This is a genomic window from Bacteroidetes bacterium endosymbiont of Geopemphigus sp., from assembly GCF_002904345.1.
Taxonomy (GTDB): domain Bacteria; phylum Bacteroidota; class Bacteroidia; order Flavobacteriales; family Blattabacteriaceae; genus GSPS2-BC2016.
This window is the reverse complement of sequence record NZ_PEIH01000005.1, coordinates 917921-935489: the sequence shown is the minus strand read 5'-3', so window position 1 is coordinate 935489 and position 17569 is coordinate 917921. Positions and strand designations below refer to the sequence as shown.

16 protein-coding genes and 2 pseudogenes are annotated in these 17569 nt (G+C 36.4%); 2 read left to right on the top strand and 16 right to left on the bottom strand.

The features are described from left to right. Window positions 1-2: 2 nt before the first annotated feature. The 15 genes and pseudogenes from hflX to CS842_RS05755 all read right to left on the bottom strand — a co-directional run bounded on the left by hflX (window position 3) and on the right by CS842_RS05755 (window position 9896). On the bottom strand, window positions 3-1223 hold the full coding sequence (gene hflX, locus CS842_RS05815) for a GTPase HflX (protein WP_103327894.1): 1221 nt from the start codon (window positions 1221-1223) through the stop codon (window positions 3-5). A 287-nt stretch (window positions 1224-1510) separates the two neighbouring features. Beyond that, window positions 1511-1729 carry a hypothetical protein gene (locus CS842_RS05810; protein WP_103327893.1) on the bottom strand — a complete coding sequence of 73 codons (219 nt, stop codon included), beginning with the start codon at window positions 1727-1729 and terminating at the stop codon, window positions 1511-1513. Between the two features lie 46 nt (window positions 1730-1775). Further along, a complete protein-coding gene (locus CS842_RS07500) occupies window positions 1776-1910 on the bottom strand; it encodes a hypothetical protein (protein ID WP_265614128.1) in 135 nt (44 codons plus the stop codon). 103 nt (window positions 1911-2013) lie between these two features. Then, window positions 2014-2433, bottom strand: a complete 420-nt coding sequence (locus CS842_RS05805; protein ID WP_103327892.1) for a hypothetical protein — start codon at window positions 2431-2433, stop codon at window positions 2014-2016. Window positions 2434-2948: 515 nt separating this feature from the next. Then, complete coding sequence (locus CS842_RS05800) at window positions 2949-3173, bottom strand: hypothetical protein (protein WP_103327891.1); 225 nt, start codon at window positions 3171-3173, stop codon at window positions 2949-2951. Beyond that, window positions 3166-3375 (bottom strand): hypothetical protein, encoded by a 210-nt coding sequence (locus CS842_RS05795; RefSeq protein WP_103327890.1) that lies wholly within the window; start codon window positions 3373-3375, stop codon window positions 3166-3168. The genes CS842_RS05800 and CS842_RS05795 overlap by 8 nt, the downstream gene beginning before the upstream one ends. A 609-nt stretch (window positions 3376-3984) precedes the next feature. After that, window positions 3985-4167, bottom strand: a pseudogene (locus CS842_RS08055) (hypothetical protein); the annotation flags it as partial. A gap of 80 nt (window positions 4168-4247) precedes the next feature. After that, window positions 4248-4583: pseudogene (locus CS842_RS07495) on the bottom strand (hypothetical protein); the annotation flags it as partial. A 76-nt stretch (window positions 4584-4659) separates the two neighbouring features. Further along, window positions 4660-4839, bottom strand: coding sequence for a hypothetical protein (locus CS842_RS05785; RefSeq protein ID WP_103327888.1), 180 nt, complete (start codon window positions 4837-4839; stop codon window positions 4660-4662). Window positions 4840-6037: 1198 nt separating this feature from the next. Next, window positions 6038-6235: a hypothetical protein gene (locus CS842_RS05775; protein WP_103327886.1), complete on the bottom strand. Its 198-nt coding sequence runs from the start codon at window positions 6233-6235 to the stop codon at window positions 6038-6040. Window positions 6236-6254: 19 nt separating this feature from the next. Continuing rightward, a complete protein-coding gene (locus CS842_RS05770) occupies window positions 6255-6578 on the bottom strand; it encodes a hypothetical protein (RefSeq protein WP_103327885.1) in 324 nt (107 codons plus the stop codon). 613 nt (window positions 6579-7191) lie between these two features. Then, window positions 7192-7773, bottom strand: coding sequence for a Holliday junction branch migration protein RuvA (gene ruvA, locus CS842_RS05760; RefSeq protein WP_103327883.1), 582 nt, complete (start codon window positions 7771-7773; stop codon window positions 7192-7194). A gap of 455 nt (window positions 7774-8228) precedes the next feature. After that, entirely contained in the window at window positions 8229-8372 is a 144-nt protein-coding gene (locus CS842_RS07000; protein WP_195909914.1) for an OTU domain-containing protein, read from the bottom strand. Between the two features lie 783 nt (window positions 8373-9155). Then, window positions 9156-9332 (bottom strand): hypothetical protein, encoded by a 177-nt coding sequence (locus CS842_RS06995; protein WP_195909913.1) that lies wholly within the window; start codon window positions 9330-9332, stop codon window positions 9156-9158. A gap of 255 nt (window positions 9333-9587) precedes the next feature. Next, window positions 9588-9896 (bottom strand): hypothetical protein, encoded by a 309-nt coding sequence (locus CS842_RS05755; RefSeq protein WP_103327882.1) that lies wholly within the window; start codon window positions 9894-9896, stop codon window positions 9588-9590. 819 nt (window positions 9897-10715) lie between these two features. Here CS842_RS05755 and CS842_RS05750 point away from each other — a divergent pair. Further along, complete coding sequence (locus CS842_RS05750; protein WP_146037474.1) at window positions 10716-10949, top strand: hypothetical protein; 234 nt, start codon at window positions 10716-10718, stop codon at window positions 10947-10949. Between the two features lie 2081 nt (window positions 10950-13030). Here CS842_RS05750 and der read toward each other — a convergent pair. Then, a complete protein-coding gene (der, locus tag CS842_RS05745) occupies window positions 13031-14341 on the bottom strand; it encodes a ribosome biogenesis GTPase Der (protein WP_103328051.1) in 1311 nt (436 codons plus the stop codon). Window positions 14342-16354: 2013 nt separating this feature from the next. On the opposite strand from der, the gene CS842_RS05740 reads away from it, so the two are divergent. Beyond that, window positions 16355-17545 carry a beta-ketoacyl synthase N-terminal-like domain-containing protein gene (locus CS842_RS05740; RefSeq protein ID WP_241518481.1) on the top strand — a complete coding sequence of 397 codons (1191 nt, stop codon included), beginning with the start codon at window positions 16355-16357 and terminating at the stop codon, window positions 17543-17545. The last annotated feature ends 24 nt before the right edge of the window (window positions 17546-17569 follow it).

Here is a 17569-nt window from a genome sequence, read left to right as displayed (position 1 = left end):
TTTTACTTCAACTCACATCCTTGCTCATCATACATTGGATAAAGAAAATCATCATAAGGAAAGCGTTGACTATGCAATCTTTTCACCTCTTGATAAAGCAACTCCTTCAAATCTTCTAGTCCCTGACCTGTGTGAGCGGAAACGAAAATTGTATGCTCAGGATCTTTTGTCAAATAACTATGCTTCCACTCATCGAGAGAAATATTTTCTCTGGTGCGAGGCGTCAAGTCATCATCAGTTTTCTCTGTGAAACAATAGCAATCTGTTTTGTTAAAAATCACAATAACGGGCTTATCAATAGCCTTGATCTCAGCAAGCGTATCACGAACTGAGCTCATATGATCTTCGAATCTCTCATGGGAAATATCCACTACGTGAAGTAAAATGTCAGATTCTCTTACCTCATCCAAGGTAGATTTAAAGGACTCGATGAGCGAAGTGGGCAATTTACGTATAAAACCTACTGTATCGGCCAATAAAAAGGGAAGATTCTTAACTATTACTTTTCGCACAGTAGTATCAAGCGTGGCAAAAAGCTTATCTTCGATAAAAACATCAGATTTACTTAAGACATTCATCAAAGTAGATTTACCTACGTTGGTGTAGCCTACTAAAGCTACTCGCACGAGTTTGCCACGGTGTTTGCGCTGAACGGCCATTTGTTTGTCAATAGTTAAGAGCTTTTCACGGAGCCGACCTATGCGCTTGCGAACTATTCGACGGTCGGTTTCGATTTCAGTCTCTCCCGGACCACGCAACCCGATTCCTCCTCGCTGACGCTCTAAATGAGTCCACATACGCGTTAAACGAGGTAAAAGATATTGATACTGGGCTAATTCCACCTGGGTTCGGGCATAGGAGGTCTTTGCGCGCTGAGCAAAAATATCGAGAATTAACTGGGTGCGATCGACGATCTTTCGCTCAAATAATTTTTCAAGATTTTTCAATTGGGCTGTAGAAAGTTCATCATCGAAAATAATCGTATCTATAGAATATTGATTGATATAAAGCGCGATCTCCTGCAATTTTCCAGACCCAACAAAGGTTTTCGGATGTGGACGATTAATTTGCTGAGTGAATCTGGCGTAGACCTTTGCCTGTGCTGTTTGTGCAAGAAATTCAAGCTCATTAAGGCATTCCTGGGATTTCTCGTCCTCTTGCATCGAATTGATCAGGCCTATAAGTATGACCCTTTCATAATAAGTTTGTTTTTTTTCGATCATAAATTTACTTGATATTGATCGATATATATTTCATATTCTTCGCCAGAGTGCAATTCTTTGCATTGCTTGGGCTTAATGTATCTTAATATATCTGATCTATTATAATATCGCGAAGTATTCAAAAGTTTAGATAATTGTTTAGTCCTTTATTAAAATTTTTTTAGCTCAACGGAAATCAAAATAAAAAGTTCTGAAATGGCTTTTAAAACTTCTATAGTTCCGGATATTTCTAGAGCCTATAATTATTTTCCTGTGTTTTCCGACTCTGAATAGATAATACCTCCTGTTTAGTTTTGAGTATAATCAGTAATATCTGTGTGAGTGAAATAATCTTCTTTTCGTTCCCATTCATACTCCTGGGCATATTTTAAATTTTTCGACATAGAGTAAACGAATCGATTCCAAAAGGAAAAAATCATATTGAGCCCCGCTATGAGCGTAGTCCTGGGATAAGAGGTGGATATTTTATATTGACTGCGACGGTATTCCAAAAAAGCTGTGATCAAGAAATCCTTGTTTAAATTATAAGCTACTGATCAAATTTAAGTCAATTTACTTGTTGCCTCCGGTTTTTTGTATATCATTTTTCGAAATTTTATAAAAACTCATTTGCGTATCGGTGATACCTGCCGTAGCTCGGATATTGAGATCGCTTTTGATCGTTTTTCTTTTATTATGAAAACGCATTTTAAATCTAAGATTTTAAATCTATATTCCGTACCTACTTCCCATTTTCTTTCCATATTTTCTGAAATAGTATTTTCCTTAAAATTTAAAGATAAATTACGTCCTAGTCCTGTCCGTCGGAGATTTGAAACTGATTCTTGAAAGTCATGTTGAGCTTGAAAGTCATGTTGATTTGGAGAAGTGGACTGAAATAGCTCGATAGCATAACATTTCCATAATGTATAAATTGAAATGGACGGTCCTTCTGATCTTTTCTCTGTGGATTCTGAAAATAATCTATATTATTTTGTATATTCCTTACCGTGTAAGAAGATCGGTAGACATAAACTAATTCAAAACGCTCTATATAAGGATCTAAAGTATTTAATCGTGATAAGCCGTTATAACTGATACACCAGTTGGAAATGGGAATTCTATGTTTATAACCCAGCTGTATTTTATAAGGATCTATTTCAGCCGCAGCCGATAAAAAGCTGGTAAAAGAATATCCTGGCTGGATAAAATATGTGTTTTCCCTTCCCATTCGCGAGGCGATAACTTGTGAGTTCCTTTAAATTACGTTGGGTAAGTAGCCTGAGATTGCGTAAAGAGGTTTTTGATGGCTAAAAAACTCATTTCATAAGAAGACACTCTCGCAACGGAAAATTATTGTGAAAACCAGGTGTTGATGGGTCGGTATCCTTATTAAAATTCTCCTGAAAAAGACGAGTATTGAAGCGCCTGTGAAAGTCCAAATCGATTCGAAAATCCAGGAAAATCTCTAATTAAAGATTCATTCGCAAGTTTTTATCACAATATTTGTCATAGCAACTTATTTCCTGATCATCAAGAATAATCCATCTATTTTCTATGACTCTTTATCATATATCGGATTGTGGTCTCCAATAAAACCCCCATAATGGACCGCGACTACTATAGATACCTGAATCTGAATAATTTCTCTGTCCGAAAAAAGCCGGGATTGGGTAAAAACTGCTTATAGTCGAACTATTACATTGAGCTTTTTAACGCTTGAGATCAGCATTAGTAGGTAATATTTTATAGAGAATCGGACATTTTTATCTTTAGTAAGCGCTGATTTTCTTTCTTTTGTTTTTGCTTTGAATAAGCATTTAAAAATGCAATTTGTCTTTGCATCTGCATATCATATTTTTTGATTTTCTCATCTGATCTTTTAAAATCTGGAATTTGGTTATACAAACTCTCAAAATTCAGATTCCTCGAGAGACTAATATTTTCTGAATTCTGTATATGATTACCCAAACGTTTTTGCAGATCCAGATTCTATGCATCCCTGGTAGGTGACTCCATAGCCTAAATTAGTTTTGAACCAGTCTATAAAAGGAAGCGCCTCTATGAGAAGTTGATAGTTGATATCTAAACTTTGATTATATCGTATAGGTTTTCCTATTTTGAGAAAAATGTACCATATTACTGTTTCAGAAGGCGCTGAAAAAGCCATCATTCCATCGAGCAATGTCTGAGTGCCAGAAAAATAGTTTATCCTGAGATCCTTAGTTAGGATAAAACCGATTTTATAATCCTAATCTAATCGAAAGTTTGTACTATAGAAAGAGCTAAAATCGGTATTTGAAGAAGAAATATCGTGACTTTTGAGAAGTTAAATATCTCGTAGGAGATTTTCTTCATAAATACGTGTATTTTTTACTTTGAAACTGAGCAAACTTAGCAGTGGATTGATGCTGATTTCGCAAATTCATTTAAGATAAGGAATCCATTTTGCTACTTGTTTCGCCAATTTCCATGAGCGAAAAGGTTTGTAAAATTTTGAAGGAAAAGAAAAGCTATAATTTAAACCAGTTTCTACATTGCGACGAAGTTGGTATACCTTATAGATGTCTTTTGACAGATCATTTCTATAAGAGAGAAAGAAAGAAATTTTCTAAATCCCAGGGTCTGGAAACTGATTTTATTTGAGCGCTGATCTTGCGCATATTAAAGTGATAACCAGTAGGTGCTCTTTCTATAATCACGAACAGATTCTTTTAAATCCGATTGATCATAGTTCATCGGGAGCCGTAAACCCCATTTCTTGGGAAAGAACTTATCTAAGTTAATAAGTAGTGTTAATTTTATAATCCTTCTTGCTTTTCTTCGATCGCTTTGAGGGTTTTTGCTCTAAGGATCCGAAGCACGCGCCCATATAATTTCTACTCATGGAAATCTGCCAGAGATCAGCCAGCATCAGATCAAGCTTCCCCGTAGCGGGGTAGCCTTCGCTTTTATTTATACCAACGAGCTTAAGTTCAACCTATAGCAACACATTTTTAACAGATCTCTCAGGAGAAGTATTGAGAAGGCCGATTAGCAATACACTCAGAGAACCCAGAGAAGATCGACGATGATTTTGTCTTTATGCTTAGAATCGCTAACATAAGAAAATCGATTGATGAATCTATAATTACTCAAAGAATCTCTTTGCGAGAGAACCTTTATAAAATCTTGTATAGCCACTTCGATAAGATTTTCTTGCGGCCAGATTTCATCTACGGAAATTCTTCCCTTTGTGGTATATTTAACCGGGATCTCATATCCGTAATAATTCATTTCGTTACGGCCTAAGCGCAAAAAAGCGCGGGCGCTGAGATCTAAGGAACTGTCAGAAGAATCATCAAGATTTTCAGCGTGTATGTACATACGAAGTTTTTTATAAAGTCTATAATCGTCATCGTAATCAAGGAAAAAACCTCACGCACGTTTTTCTTCCACAGCTGGTTGGCTTTGGAGTTTATGATGAGATCATTCCAAGATAATAACCGCTGCTCAAATCATTTTCTTTGTCGCCATTGGGAAAATTAGGATTTCCTCCTCGAGGAACATTTGCCAAAGACCAGATCTCCGGACGAGATATCAAAGAAATTTTGGACTGATCCGTATCGGAATTATCGATATCTACCTGATCCCTCATACCTGAATCAGTTACAGGTTTAAAATAAGTGCCTGTCCAATGACAGACTTATTTTTGAAGGCACTTTATGCTCACGAAAGGAATAGCGCCTATCCAGCGAGTGAAAAAAGGGAGCTCGGTGTTATAAGGTAGTGTGAAATACGAAAATCGGTATTATTTACCGCCTCATGGTTATATTACACTTTCTGAGTGAGGGGTTTTTCCGAATAGTTCACCAACGTTGCACCAACGTTAAATTTCATTGAGAAATGATGATCGATGTTCAAGTCCAGAAAAGTGCACTCTATAGAAAGGAAATTATTATGATTATCAATATCTTACCATATATTTTTTCCCTTTTAGTAAAGGGTTGACAATACGAATTTATCCACTCTGATAATCAACGGTATAATCCACACCTTCCAAAAGCTGCTTGCCCTCTATCATCAAACACATGGAACCTTCAATTGTATTCTCCTTTTATGCAATAGCGATTCTTATTCATTTCTTGAATGACATCAGATTTTTGCATGGAATAGAGATCATCGAAGGCATATTTCGACGCGGCCCTTGGATCGATCGAGAACCAATCTCTGATATTTTTACTAAAAGACTCTGCCTTGGTGAAAATGACAAGTCCTTGTTCAGAATTTACATAAGATCCTTCTTCAGAATCGAAAAACTATCGCCTAGATCCTGTGTAGCCCCCCGGAGCGTTCCTTTGTACTCTTCGACTTGTATTGAGGCGATCAAAATTCATGATATGAAGTAGTAAATATTTTATATCTCCGCTCTTTAAGTAATTTATACTTTCTTCTCCCAGCTCATCATAATAGAGTTTCAATAAAAAATCCTTTTCTGAGAACCGTGAACTGAGACTGTAGATATTTTTCATCATTAATTTCCACATCGGAGAGTTTACATCTAAGGATTGATTAGGGAAGTTTTATAATTAAAGCCTCAGGAGCAGCCAGATCGTTAGTTAGTTCACTTAATTTATATAACTAACCGCTCCGAGTATTGCGCACACGAAAATCGAAGATGAGCATTTGACGATCTTAAAGTCGTCGTTTTAAAGAAATATAACCTAATTATAGTGTTAGAGGTATACTCATTCGATGAGAGCAATCTGACATTCCTTTTCACAACAAAATGTTCGCCATTCTGATAAGAAGGCCAAGCTTGCAAAAGTCTCTCAGCTTATATTGGATCTCTAATTTCATTTATTGCACCTGTTTATGAAACAGCCTATTACATTGTTACCTGGCGTAGGTAGGTTGGCTTGTCCGCTCTCACCGAGAGATCTGAGCGCAAGAATAGAGAGACGACTTTCCGCTTGCCCACTAGCTGTTTTATCAAGTACCCATACCTCGAGCTGCTCTACCAAAAGATTGGTATTGATTTGAGAATATTCCATAAGAGCTCCGTTGCAATGTTCATGAAAATAATGCGCCAGAAATGCTGATTGTCTTGATAATCTCTAGCTCTCTTATCGAACGATTACAAGGCTCCCTCATCAGTAAGCCGTAAAAGTTTGCGTTTGGGAGCGCTGCTGAGAAAATACGGTGGTAATAATCAGTTTTACCAAATTGGTATTCTCCTTTTATCCCGAAAAGGGATTGCATTCCCCATATTAAAGAAGTACCTAATGGCATGCTGACATTCTCGAGCTCGTATTTGATAATACGATCTTGGTTTCCTTTGAATCCAAGATTCATGCGATTTTCAAAGGAAAATCCTGCGTTGGTATCGTAATTCATCTTAAACTCAAGATTCTTTCCAACCCGCCCCAATGCAGATACCTACATTTTACGATCTATATTTATAACCGTAGAAGAACGTACTGTGAGGTGGTAAACTCGGATCCTCTATTTTTGATATATTGCCCCTAAATCCAAGCCTATGCGACCCTGCGGAATGAGCTAGATAGCGCTTCCTCCGAAGATTGCATCGAAAAATTTGGATTTCGACTTAATTATTTGGGAGTAGACGTCGATTTTTATCCAGTGCGATTTCTTTTTTGTCTTTCCTAGGGACTTTTTGTTCCCTCACGATTTCATCAAGAGCTCGGAATTTTGAGCGATAATAATCTTGTACGCGGTTTACGCAATATATAATCTCTATATTGCTGAATCATTAAATAAAGCGGCACTCCTACGTAGATTTTTTCAATACACTTTTCTATTACATAAAGCTTTTTGTGAATATTGTAATGCACGTATTCTTTAAACGGACTCTCGAAATAAAACCCCACCTTCTTTTTCCAAAAAGGGATCGCGCAAACGCAGAGGATCCCCTTTCTACGCCCTTAACTGCAAGATCAGCACGTAAATAAAAATAAAAAGGGAGATAACCGAAACAAGTGAAAAACCCTTAAATACTTCTAAGGACCTCTTTTACAAGTTCTTCTATAGAAAGACTAGGTTCATCACGCAACAAGATATCGATGGATTTCTCTGTATTTTTCCTCGAAAAACCTAAAACCTCAAGAGCGCTTACCGCCTCTAGCTTGCGCATATTTTTTTTACCGGAGAGCATAGGCTTATTGGATGAAAATGAAAATATTTTATCATTGAGCTCCATAACAATCCTCCGAGCGGTCTTCTCACCTACCCCTTTTACTCTCTGGAAATCCTTTGTTTGTTCTTCAAGAACCGCCTGGGCTATTTGCTGAGCGCTTAAGGAGGACAAAATCAAAAGAGCCATGGTTGGACCAACGCCATTTACCGAGGTAAGGCGAAGGAACATTTCACGCTCCTCCTGGTCATAAAAACCGTAAATTGTATGCTCATCATCCCTGATGATAAGATGAGCATACAATTTTATGCTTCCCTGCTCAGGAAGCTGTGAAAAAGTGTTTAGAGAAATACGCACACGATAGCCAAGACCATTCACATCTAGTATTACAAAAGATGGATTTTTTTCCGCGAGATCTCCTTTTAAATAAGAAATCATTTTAAAGATAAATTATCAATCATATGCAATTTTAATAAATTTAAATTTATGAGACTTTAATTTAGAATTAAATACACCTATACGATTTTATATTTATAAATATTTCATATGGTATAATTTATGATATTCTTATATATTAAAAATAAGAGCAATATATCGCGGGGAAAAAAATACTCTTTTGAGAGTTTAATAAATTTATACTATTAATCTATAAAAAGATCGGTTCTTAGAGCTTTATTTTAATAACGGGATATGAAAAGCGGGCAGTCAGATAAATAAGGTTATAAAAAAGATTCTTTAATATTTTATAGTTGACTTTTTAAAGCTATTCTAATAAGATACTTTTTGGGTCTCTTTACGGCGATCTCTTCTTTCGAAAGGATTTTATAGCCCTGGTTTTTATCAAAGGACTTACCAGTAAATTTTGACTCAATTTAAATTGATAATGATTTTTATTAACGTACCAGATCTATTGAATCCTTTGCTTTTCCATTAAACGAATGATTTGTTTTATCACTTTCTACATCGATTCGACAATCGAGGAATTTACTCGCAGCTTTTATTTCTCGATCACCCAAATAAGCTCCCCCTTTTGCCATTATTTTAAGATTCTCCTGAGAATCTTTGGCATTATAATTTTCTTCATTACAAACGAATACGTTTTGATATTCTTCCTTGTTAAGCTTCGTTTACTGAACAATTCGATGACGAAAATCATGAACCAGATCATTCCAGCAAGTGTTATTACTATATAGCTTATCATGTTTCGAGTTTTGGATTACTTTTTCATCAATTCTTTAGCTTCTTCAAGCTTTTCGATATTGCCAAATAATTTCTCAAATCTTTTCTTAAAAACAGCCTCATCACCAACCATAAGAAACAAGTAAACCGTAGCCATGGCATGTAGAGATCAATTTCCATCCCTCTGGCACGTCTACGGAATTTTCTAAATCGACCGATCCCGTAAACCCGAGTCTTTACGGTAAAGCGTGGAGGATTGATCGCTTTGTCCGGCGTCCTTTTCTAAAATTGTTTACTATCTATAGAAGATACTTCAGGGAAATTGTTCGCAACACAAGAAGATTCATAACACGAATCGCGACGTTTGCGCTCAAACATACGTCCTGTTTCAGGGGAAACATCGTTTAAAATTTCATTCATTTTAAGAGATATATTTAAAGGTTCCCAAACGTATCTATCCCGAACCTCTCGGGAGAGGTCTTTAAGAAAGTATCATAGAAGATCCTTCTTTTTTCGCGGTAAGCCCTGTCAGACGCAGATTCACCTGCGGAATTTTCATTTGCCGGATTTACAACCTTGTCCTAATAAGTAATTAAAGTTATCGGTTAGATCTCTTATTCAATCATTTGTTTTATGATCTTTTATACCATTCCGTACAGAATATTATTTCCCTCATTGTCTTTTTCCTCTAAACGGGCGCCTTTTTCTTTAAGATACCTTAGCAGTGCGGTATTTTTTTCAAAGATAGCTGTTGAAAAAGCAAATGAAGTTCCGGATTTGTCTTCTAGATTTATATTTTCGTTAAAATACTCTACCATAGGTTCTAACAATTCTCTTGAAGTCTCAACAAGATGTAAAGAGGTATACCCTAATTCATCATTTCCGTTAACGCCGGATTTTCGTGTATTATCCCACCCATATAGGCTCCCATAGAGATTTTCCTTGTTTTATAATAAAACTGCGAGCGATTTTTTTATAATCCGAACTTGGGTATTCTTTTTTTACGCTTTCCGAAGAAGTTGGCAGTGAATGAAATAAGTTTAGCTACGAGGAAATCCTTTGATTTAGCTCTTCTATCGGCTTTTTTCTTCTTTGCTAAACTTACTTGAAAAGCTAAATAATCTAGCTATTCTGTTTTTTAATCTTTTCCATAGGCTTTCAGACTTGAAAGTTGTTCCGATCTCCTGAGCAAGACCTTGCCCAGTTAATTGGGAAACATATTTACTTTTCAAGTAAGCCTTTAAAGTGCTTTGTTTTCGGTATTTCTCCTTATTTTGAAACAACTCCCTAAGAGGGTTTCCCAAGGATTCATAGCGCAAATTCCTCTGATAGTTGAAATCCTTTCTCGCAGAAATATCGTTTGGATCATCGGTAAAAGACATATATCGAATATATTTGTTGTCATGCCGAATCTTTTGTAAAGGCCTCCGGATAATCTCTTAGGTAAAACTCCCTTGCTTTTTCAACGGATAAGTCGCCTAAACTGATATAAGAAATCTCAGAGCATCCTCAAGCATGCTTGCTATGAGTATATTGGAGAGAGCCGCTTTGTTAACTCTAATAAGGCGCTCGTTTTCATATGACTTAACATCCTGTTTATGCACATAATTCACCATTCCGGAAATCCCCTGAGGATAAAAGCCATGGAAGAATAAGATCTGTCTTCTTGAGTCGAAGAAGAGTTCTTTTGCCAGATGTCCTCTTCCATCCAGAGTATTCTTTCAATAGATATAAAGTTTATTAGAATTTCTAAAAAGCTGCTCTGAGAACATCAGATATGCGCTATCAAACTCCGTTGGGTAACGGACTTAATCCTAATGTTTTATCAAGTAGATTTTGATATCCGATACGCTTCAAACTTATTTTTTAAACTCATCTGAGCACACGTATTTCGCCGATTTTTGTAGGGTTTATTGATATTAACTTATTGATTATAAAATATTTATATATCTCTCATGTATTTAATATTTAAAAAATACATGTCACGCGAGAGAGAAAATATCGTAGAGCGCTACGTGGCCTGTAGAAGGCAACGAAAAAAATTAAAAAGGCTGATTTTTTATACTTATAAAGTATAGTTTTGATCAAAACATTTGAGAAGACAAATTATCAAAATAGTATGAAACACAGATTTTTTAAGTTAAAATGGAAATAGAATTGTCTCTTCTGGAAGACAGTGATTAAATGTGAAGGTAAGGGAGATGAACGAAAAGCTCAATAAGATTGAGCTCAAAAATAAAACAAAGTTAGCCATAATTGATTTGATTGATGAAAAAGTAGAAAGTGATATGGAGAAAGTATTAAATAGAATAGATATGCTGTCCAGCGAATTTAAGACAGAGAATCAAAGTCTTAAAAACGAAATTAAGATTATGTATTGGGTTATAGGTATATCCATAGCTATCATAGGTCTAAGGATCGCCCTGAAAAGCTAGACATGGTATAAATACAACTAGAAATATAGGAGCTTTTAAAGTCCTTTTTTTAAGATGAGTTTTCTAGGAGTTATTTAAGAAAAAATGGGTTGTTTATTTTCAAGCTCGTTAAATACGCTCCGTCAACAAAGCAATAGTATGATGCTTATCGGCAAGTTCTTTCCTTGAGCATTTTAATTTTACAATCGCGATCTATTTCAGATGAGAAGACAGAGGTTTTATCGAAAATAGCTTCTAAAGTCTTGCTTTTAAATATTTTACTAAAAGCTACCAAGTTAGTCAATATTTAGATCGGAAAAACAAATTGTTAATTTGTCGATGATGTGGAGATCTTCGAAGTCTTCCATACCTCTTGAAAATGATAAAAAAAGTGCTTGAGCTGCGTTTGCGCGCTTGAGTGTCCGGCGGCGTATAATATAATCGCCGGTCGGGTATATAAATCATAAAAAATCTTTCTGAATCAATTAAGAGAATGCCTACCTTGATTAAAGATTATCACGTTTAAGGCTTTTTAAATACGCTTTGCCGGAACCTCAAAGAGTCTCATTCTCAATAAAACCTTAGCGATAGAGAAGACCATATCCTATCTGAGATCAACCTCAATAGGATTGATAATTTTTTATCCTATCCAAAAAACTCACGGAAACTCTTTAAAAAACCTATTAAAGAAAAAAAGTGCGCAATAACTGATTATAAGCTTATCTGTAGGGACAAGCTCGTTAAAGTGGCGATATCCACCTACAAGAGGTTTTTGAGCTTTTAGGACACGCAGACAGTAATCTGCGTTGGTTATCATAAATAAAACGCTCCTTCTTAAAAAGAAGAAAGGGTAAAAAATAGTCTGGATTTATTTAAAGTTTCCAAATCCTAATACGGCTATCTTCCTTGCTGAGACACAAATTATCCAAATTTCTATTCATATTGAAAGTTTTATAAGTTCTGAAACAAACTTGAAGCTTATCGCCTTTTTTTAAATAAATGATCTGATCGACGATACTATCAATAACAACTATTCGGGTATTTTAGCCCCTCTAAAAACAACTTGGTTATCATCTAATTTGCTCGTTTTTATAGGTAATCCAGGTGCTAAATAGTCCGAAAGTTCCGTCAAAACCCCTTTGACAGGATCGTTATCTAATCTGATTAAATAAGCCAATTTATAAGCGCCTTCTTGATCTTCCGTGATGGTTCCGCTTTGAGGGATCGTAAATGCTTGTTTTTGTGCTATTAACCATATTCGATTTTAGGATATTACCGTTTCGGTATCTGAAAAATCATCTTCTTTCCAACCATCATCAGCATCTTTAAAACCGGCACATCCCTCTTCGCTGAGCTTTAACAAAAGTCTGCGTTGATCAAAAGTTATTCTATTGATCTAAGCAATTCCATTGTGTTCCGTAATGACCTTTAAAGCAATTAGTTAGCATCGTTCTATCGCATCATACCTTTTCTTTCTTGCGTATCAATTTTTCCCTAATTGCCTATTTTAATATTCATCTTGACATCGAGTTGACTCTTGGGAATTCGGTCGACTATAGTTTCATGTTATTATCATCTTAAGCTACAATTATACATAAATTATAGTATAAATAAATGATAATTATTTTCAATATATTATTGAATAAAAATTAATACATTCTTTTTTTTAATATCATGTATTGTAAGTCCGGACGGATCACAGATCAGCAATGGTCAAATCTGGTGTTTGAGACTTGAAAACTCAAGAGGTTTTTGAGCTTTTAGAGGGGCTTCTGTGTCCTATCTATGTTCCATAAAACTTCTTGTGGGATCGAAAATATATCCTTGAGTAGCGCTTTATGAGAGATAAAAGCGGAACTTCAGAAAAAGTTTATAGCTGAGCTTTATGCTTAACTTTCCGAAGGAATCAAAAATAAATAAACACTAAATCATTGATCGTTTCATTAGTTAAACGAACGTAGTCTTTCAGACAAAATTTTTTTGATAAATAGTCTAGGTTTATGATAATAACATCAACTATGTGTTTTCGTTAATTTATCGGAAAATATAACTCTTTGCAAATGAATAAATAATTGAAAATAAATATATCTATTTTTAGATAATTATTTTTTCCTGAAATAAATGGTGATGGGAACACCTCTAAAATTAAAAATTTTCCGCAATTGATTTTCTATAAAACGCTTATAAGGTTCTTTAATATACTGAGGGGTATTGCAAAAAAAGGCGAACTGAGGAGTGAAAGTAGGCAACTGAGTACAATACTTTATCTTAATATATTTACCCCTGAGAGCAGGTGGAGGACTTGCATGAATAATGGGTAACATGAGCTCGTTCAGACGACTGGTTTTTATTTTCTGATGACGATTTTCAAATACCTTCATAGCTGTTTCAAGCCCCTTCAGAACACGTTGTTTCGTAAGAGCGGAAATAAATAAAATAGGCACATCATTAAAAGGCGCGATTTTTTCTCTGATTAGCTTTTCATAGGTCTTTAAAGTGGCGGAATCCTTTTCCAGGGTATCCCATTTGTTAATAAGAATGACCAGGCCTTTTCGATTTTTTTCAATCAAACGGAAGATATTCATATCCTGCGCCTGCCAGCCTCGCTGAGCATCGATCATCAACAAACAAACATCCGCATACTCTATAGCGCGCACCGCGCGCATTACTGAATAGAATTCGAGATCTTCAGTGACCCTGGACTTTTTACGAATACCCGCCGTGTCGACTAATATACATTCTAAACCGAAGCGACGATAGGGTACTTGCATAGCATCGCGCGTAGTTCCCGCGATATGAGTCACTACATGGCGATCTTCCCCCAGAAGGGCATTGATCAAGGTAGATTTCCCAGAATTAGGACGACCCACAATTGTGAATTTGGGCAGGATGTCAGAAGCGTCTTTCTCTATTTCCTTTTCAGGCAAGGCACTTACAAGCGCGTCCAAGAGCTCTCCGCTGCCGCTGCCGTTGGAAGAAGAAAGACAATAATAACGATCAAAACCAAGGGAATAGAACTCTACGGCTTGAGGCAGATATTTGGAGCTGTCTACTTTGTTAACCACCAAAAGAGCAGATTTTTGAGACTCGCGCAATAATTGGGCCACTTGATGATCCATAGCTATCAAGCCTGTTCTGACATCTACCATAAAAAGCAGCACATCGGCTTCCTTTATAGCTAAGCTTACTTGCTTGCGAATTTCTCTTTCAAACTGATCTTCCGAGCCGGTGATGTAACCACCTGTATCGATTATGCTAAATAAACGACCATTCCACTCAGAGAGTCCATAATGTCTATCTCGGGTAACGCCGCTTATAGCATCGACAATGGCCTCTCGCCGACCGAGCAAACGATTAAAAAAAGTGGACTTGCCCACATTGGGACGACCTACTATGGCAACAACAGGATACATGGGGGAGGTAAAATTTAACGCAAAGGTAAGGTGTTTAAAAATAACCCGCTTCAAAACCAAGTTCAGATGATATTTTAAAACATTTTATAAAATCAACGTCATCTTAAAAATTATCGACAAATTTTTCATGATCCAATCGGATTTTTATTTCAAACGGCGCCGTACAGAGCGGTCTTGCGCATTTGACTTATGTCTTCAAATATTTATAGTCTAAGAAATTTCCATAAAAACTCTCCTCTGGGGATTGGATGTACAATTAACCCACTTTAAAGTCTTACTAAAGCATGTATGCCCTTTGGCAAGGGATCTAAAATCACTTTTTATCTCATTTTCTTGTCTTTTGAGCCGAAGCGTAAAATATGGTAAAGCCAAAAAATTAACAGAGCGAATGCCGTCGCGGTGAATATCGTGTTCGGAAAATTCCCCAGCAGGCGAAGCCCTGCGAAAGACCACTGAAAAAAATCCCCTATAGCAAAAAATATAGTCGTCATGGCAAATAAATGTTTTTCTACAGAAAGAAAAGTTAGGTAATATTTGTACAAAATAAAAGCACCAGCATTAAGAAAATACCGGAGGTCAATCCATTGAGTAACTTTTTATTTCATCCACCATTGAATGTAACGCTCCTGATCTTTTGGGTAAAACGTCAATGTAAGACTCGCGCAATAGTTTCCCGTCCGGGACGGATACCAAACAAGCCTGTTTGCCCTCCCCAAAAAATTCAAAAATTTATGATAATTAGCGTAAAGGATGGTCTTACCACTATCTTCAGGGACGCCGAAGGGATTCATTGCCTTTCTGTGACCACATGAAGTTTCGGAGATCCTATTCCCATTTATACTTCCTCCTGTAGGATTAAACCTAAAAGATTTACCTTCTATTTTTCTGCTGCTTTCTGAATTATCATACCCACGTATATTAAAAATCTTTCTGGAATAATTGGATTCCGCATAGTTATTTATACGCTAAGTATCCTCTTTTTGGGATTATTGGCCATAACCAACCTTACCGAGTTTATTCCTATACTCTTTATGATCTGCCTTGGCACTCTGTAGTTATCATAGTTTACAGCTCCTGTAGCGAAAAAATTAATACCTGATGTTGAAAAACTACTATTTTCGCTCGCATCAGAAAAAAGTATAAACACTTCCGGGTACATATTAACCTACAAGAACGCCGTGATAACGATATGTATTAAGCAACGTAATCAAAGAATAGTTCCGGATCAAGGTATAGCCGCCATAGATCATGTCACAAAAAGTCTTGAATTTTTAGCCATTCACCGTAAGATCATATTCACTGTATCATATATTTGATATTTTTACAGCTTGCTAAAGCTCCTTTGTAAACCGTTTCTGGATTAAGTTCTAGATTATCTCCTAACAACGCGATTTCAATTTCCCAACCCCCGAGTGCGTCTCTAAACACTCATTACTTACATTATATATTATTAAACCGGATCCGGATTTGGGATATTATCATGCTGCTCTTAGTTAAACGAGGTATAAGAACCCACTTTCCTTTAGCAGGCGCAGTAATATCTAGAGATGCCAAGATATCGGGAGATTTGGTGACCAATCTGAGCAAAAAGCGAATGTTCCGGTAAAGGAAAAATGAATAACAAGAACAACCCAAGCTGAGCAAAGGTTGGGAACTTTTGTTTTTTAATAGCAATATTAAGATTCATGATTTACTGAATATAAATGTTAACATTGGTAAATGTATACAATAATTAAAATTAATTATTTGTAATTAAATCATATTTTATACTTTATAAAAACATGATATAAATAAATATTTGTATCATATTTTATATTTAAAATCGAATTATAAAACTGAAAAATCAACGTAACAAATAATTCCTTAATGGGTACGATATTTGCCATTGAATGAGATCCTCGGAGGGTCACTAAAAAATCCTCTTTGGCAAAGAGAATAGATCCATCACGATAAATAGCTATTTATGTAAAAAAATCAAGCCGGGCGCTTTTTCAAAAGACTTATCCTTTATAGATGAAACACATAAAAAATCTGAAAATTTCAAAAATCTGCTCTATTACAGGTATGGGCTCGCTGTCATCTCTCGGTATTAGTGATGAAGAGATTATAAATAATTTACATTCTGAAAAAACTTTTATAAAAAAAATATTCACAGGTGATAAACAAGTATGGGCAGCGCCTTTAGCTTTAGAAGCGCAAGAATATATCTTCTCATTTCTAAGTCGCTCTTCTAAATATAAATGCCTTGACCCAAGCGTATTGTTGAGCATGCTTGCCGCCGAAAAAGCTCTTAAGCAAGCGCGATGGGGCGCTCAAAAACCTATAGGAATCAATATAGGTTCTTCACGTGGGGCCACTCATGCCTTTGAGAGTCATTTCAGCTATTTTTCAAAAGATCTCGAGGGCAAAGCGCAAATACTGAGCTCACCTACCACCACCTTAGGCAATATCGCTTATTGGACCGGACAACATCTGCAAAGCACAGGGATGGCTTTCAGCCATTCTATCACCTGCTCGAGCGCGCTGCACGCGCTTTTAAATGCCGTGGTGTGGTTACATTCAGGTTTTTGTGAAAAATTTATTGCCGGAGGCGCTGAAGCTCCTCTGACCCCTTTTACCATAGCACAAATGCAAGCTTTAAGAATTTATTCAAAAAAAGAAGGCCCTTATCCTTGCCGGGCCGGGGATCTTAAAAAGAGCGGCAACAGCTTTGTCTTAGGGGAAGGCGCGGCTGTATTTGCGCTGGAAAAAGGGGTGAAGAAAAATGCCTTAGCGCTGATAGAAAATATAGGATTCGCCACAGAAACGCTCCAAAGCCATACTTCCATATCGGAAGAAGGAGAAAATTTGCAAAAAAGCATGAAAATGGCCTTAAGTCATAGCTCAGCGGAAGAAGTTGACGCTATTGTCACCCATACTCCGGGAACACTAAAAGGAGATTTTGCGGAATATCGAGCGATCCAAGCGGTATTTGGGAACTCACCTTTGCTGATTACCAATAACAAATGGAAAACAGGACATACCCTTGGCGCTTCAGGAGCCCTTAGCCTGGAGATGGCCGTAAGAATGCTTAAAGAGGATATTTTCATACCACTTCCCTTCTATGGAGCAAAAACCTATCGGAAAAAAATGAGAAAAATTTTGGTAAACGCCACCGGCTTTGGAGGCAATGCTGTAAGTATTCTGCTCTCTAAAAACCTCTGAACTATGACCACTTTATAAAGGAGG

Coding starts and splice junctions, on each gene's coding strand:
- hflX (WP_103327894.1), bottom strand. CDS start 1,223: ATGATCGAAAAAAAACAAACTTATTATGAAAGGGTCATACTTATAGGC.
- CS842_RS07500 (WP_265614128.1), bottom strand. CDS start 1,910: ATGCGTTTTCATAATAAAAGAAAAACGATCAAAAGCGATCTCAATATC.
- CS842_RS05805 (WP_103327892.1), bottom strand. CDS start 2,433: ATGGGAAGGGAAAACACATATTTTATCCAGCCAGGATATTCTTTTACC.
- CS842_RS05795 (WP_103327890.1), bottom strand. CDS start 3,375: ATGATGGCTTTTTCAGCGCCTTCTGAAACAGTAATATGGTACATTTTT.
- CS842_RS05785 (WP_103327888.1), bottom strand. CDS start 4,839: ATGAGGGATCAGGTAGATATCGATAATTCCGATACGGATCAGTCCAAA.
- CS842_RS05775 (WP_103327886.1), bottom strand. CDS start 6,235: ATGGAATATTCTCAAATCAATACCAATCTTTTGGTAGAGCAGCTCGAG.
- CS842_RS05770 (WP_103327885.1), bottom strand. CDS start 6,578: ATGAATTACGATACCAACGCAGGATTTTCCTTTGAAAATCGCATGAAT.
- ruvA (WP_103327883.1), bottom strand. CDS start 7,773: ATGATTTCTTATTTAAAAGGAGATCTCGCGGAAAAAAATCCATCTTTT.
- CS842_RS07000 (WP_195909914.1), bottom strand. CDS start 8,372: ATGGCAAAAGGGGGAGCTTATTTGGGTGATCGAGAAATAAAAGCTGCG.
- CS842_RS06995 (WP_195909913.1), bottom strand. CDS start 9,332: ATGGTAGAGTATTTTAACGAAAATATAAATCTAGAAGACAAATCCGGA.
- CS842_RS05755 (WP_103327882.1), bottom strand. CDS start 9,896: ATGTCTTTTACCGATGATCCAAACGATATTTCTGCGAGAAAGGATTTC.
- CS842_RS05750 (WP_146037474.1), top strand. CDS start 10,716: ATGAACGAAAAGCTCAATAAGATTGAGCTCAAAAATAAAACAAAGTTA.
- der (WP_103328051.1), bottom strand. CDS start 14,341: ATGTATCCTGTTGTTGCCATAGTAGGTCGTCCCAATGTGGGCAAGTCC.
- CS842_RS05740 (WP_241518481.1), top strand. CDS start 16,355: ATGAAACACATAAAAAATCTGAAAATTTCAAAAATCTGCTCTATTACA.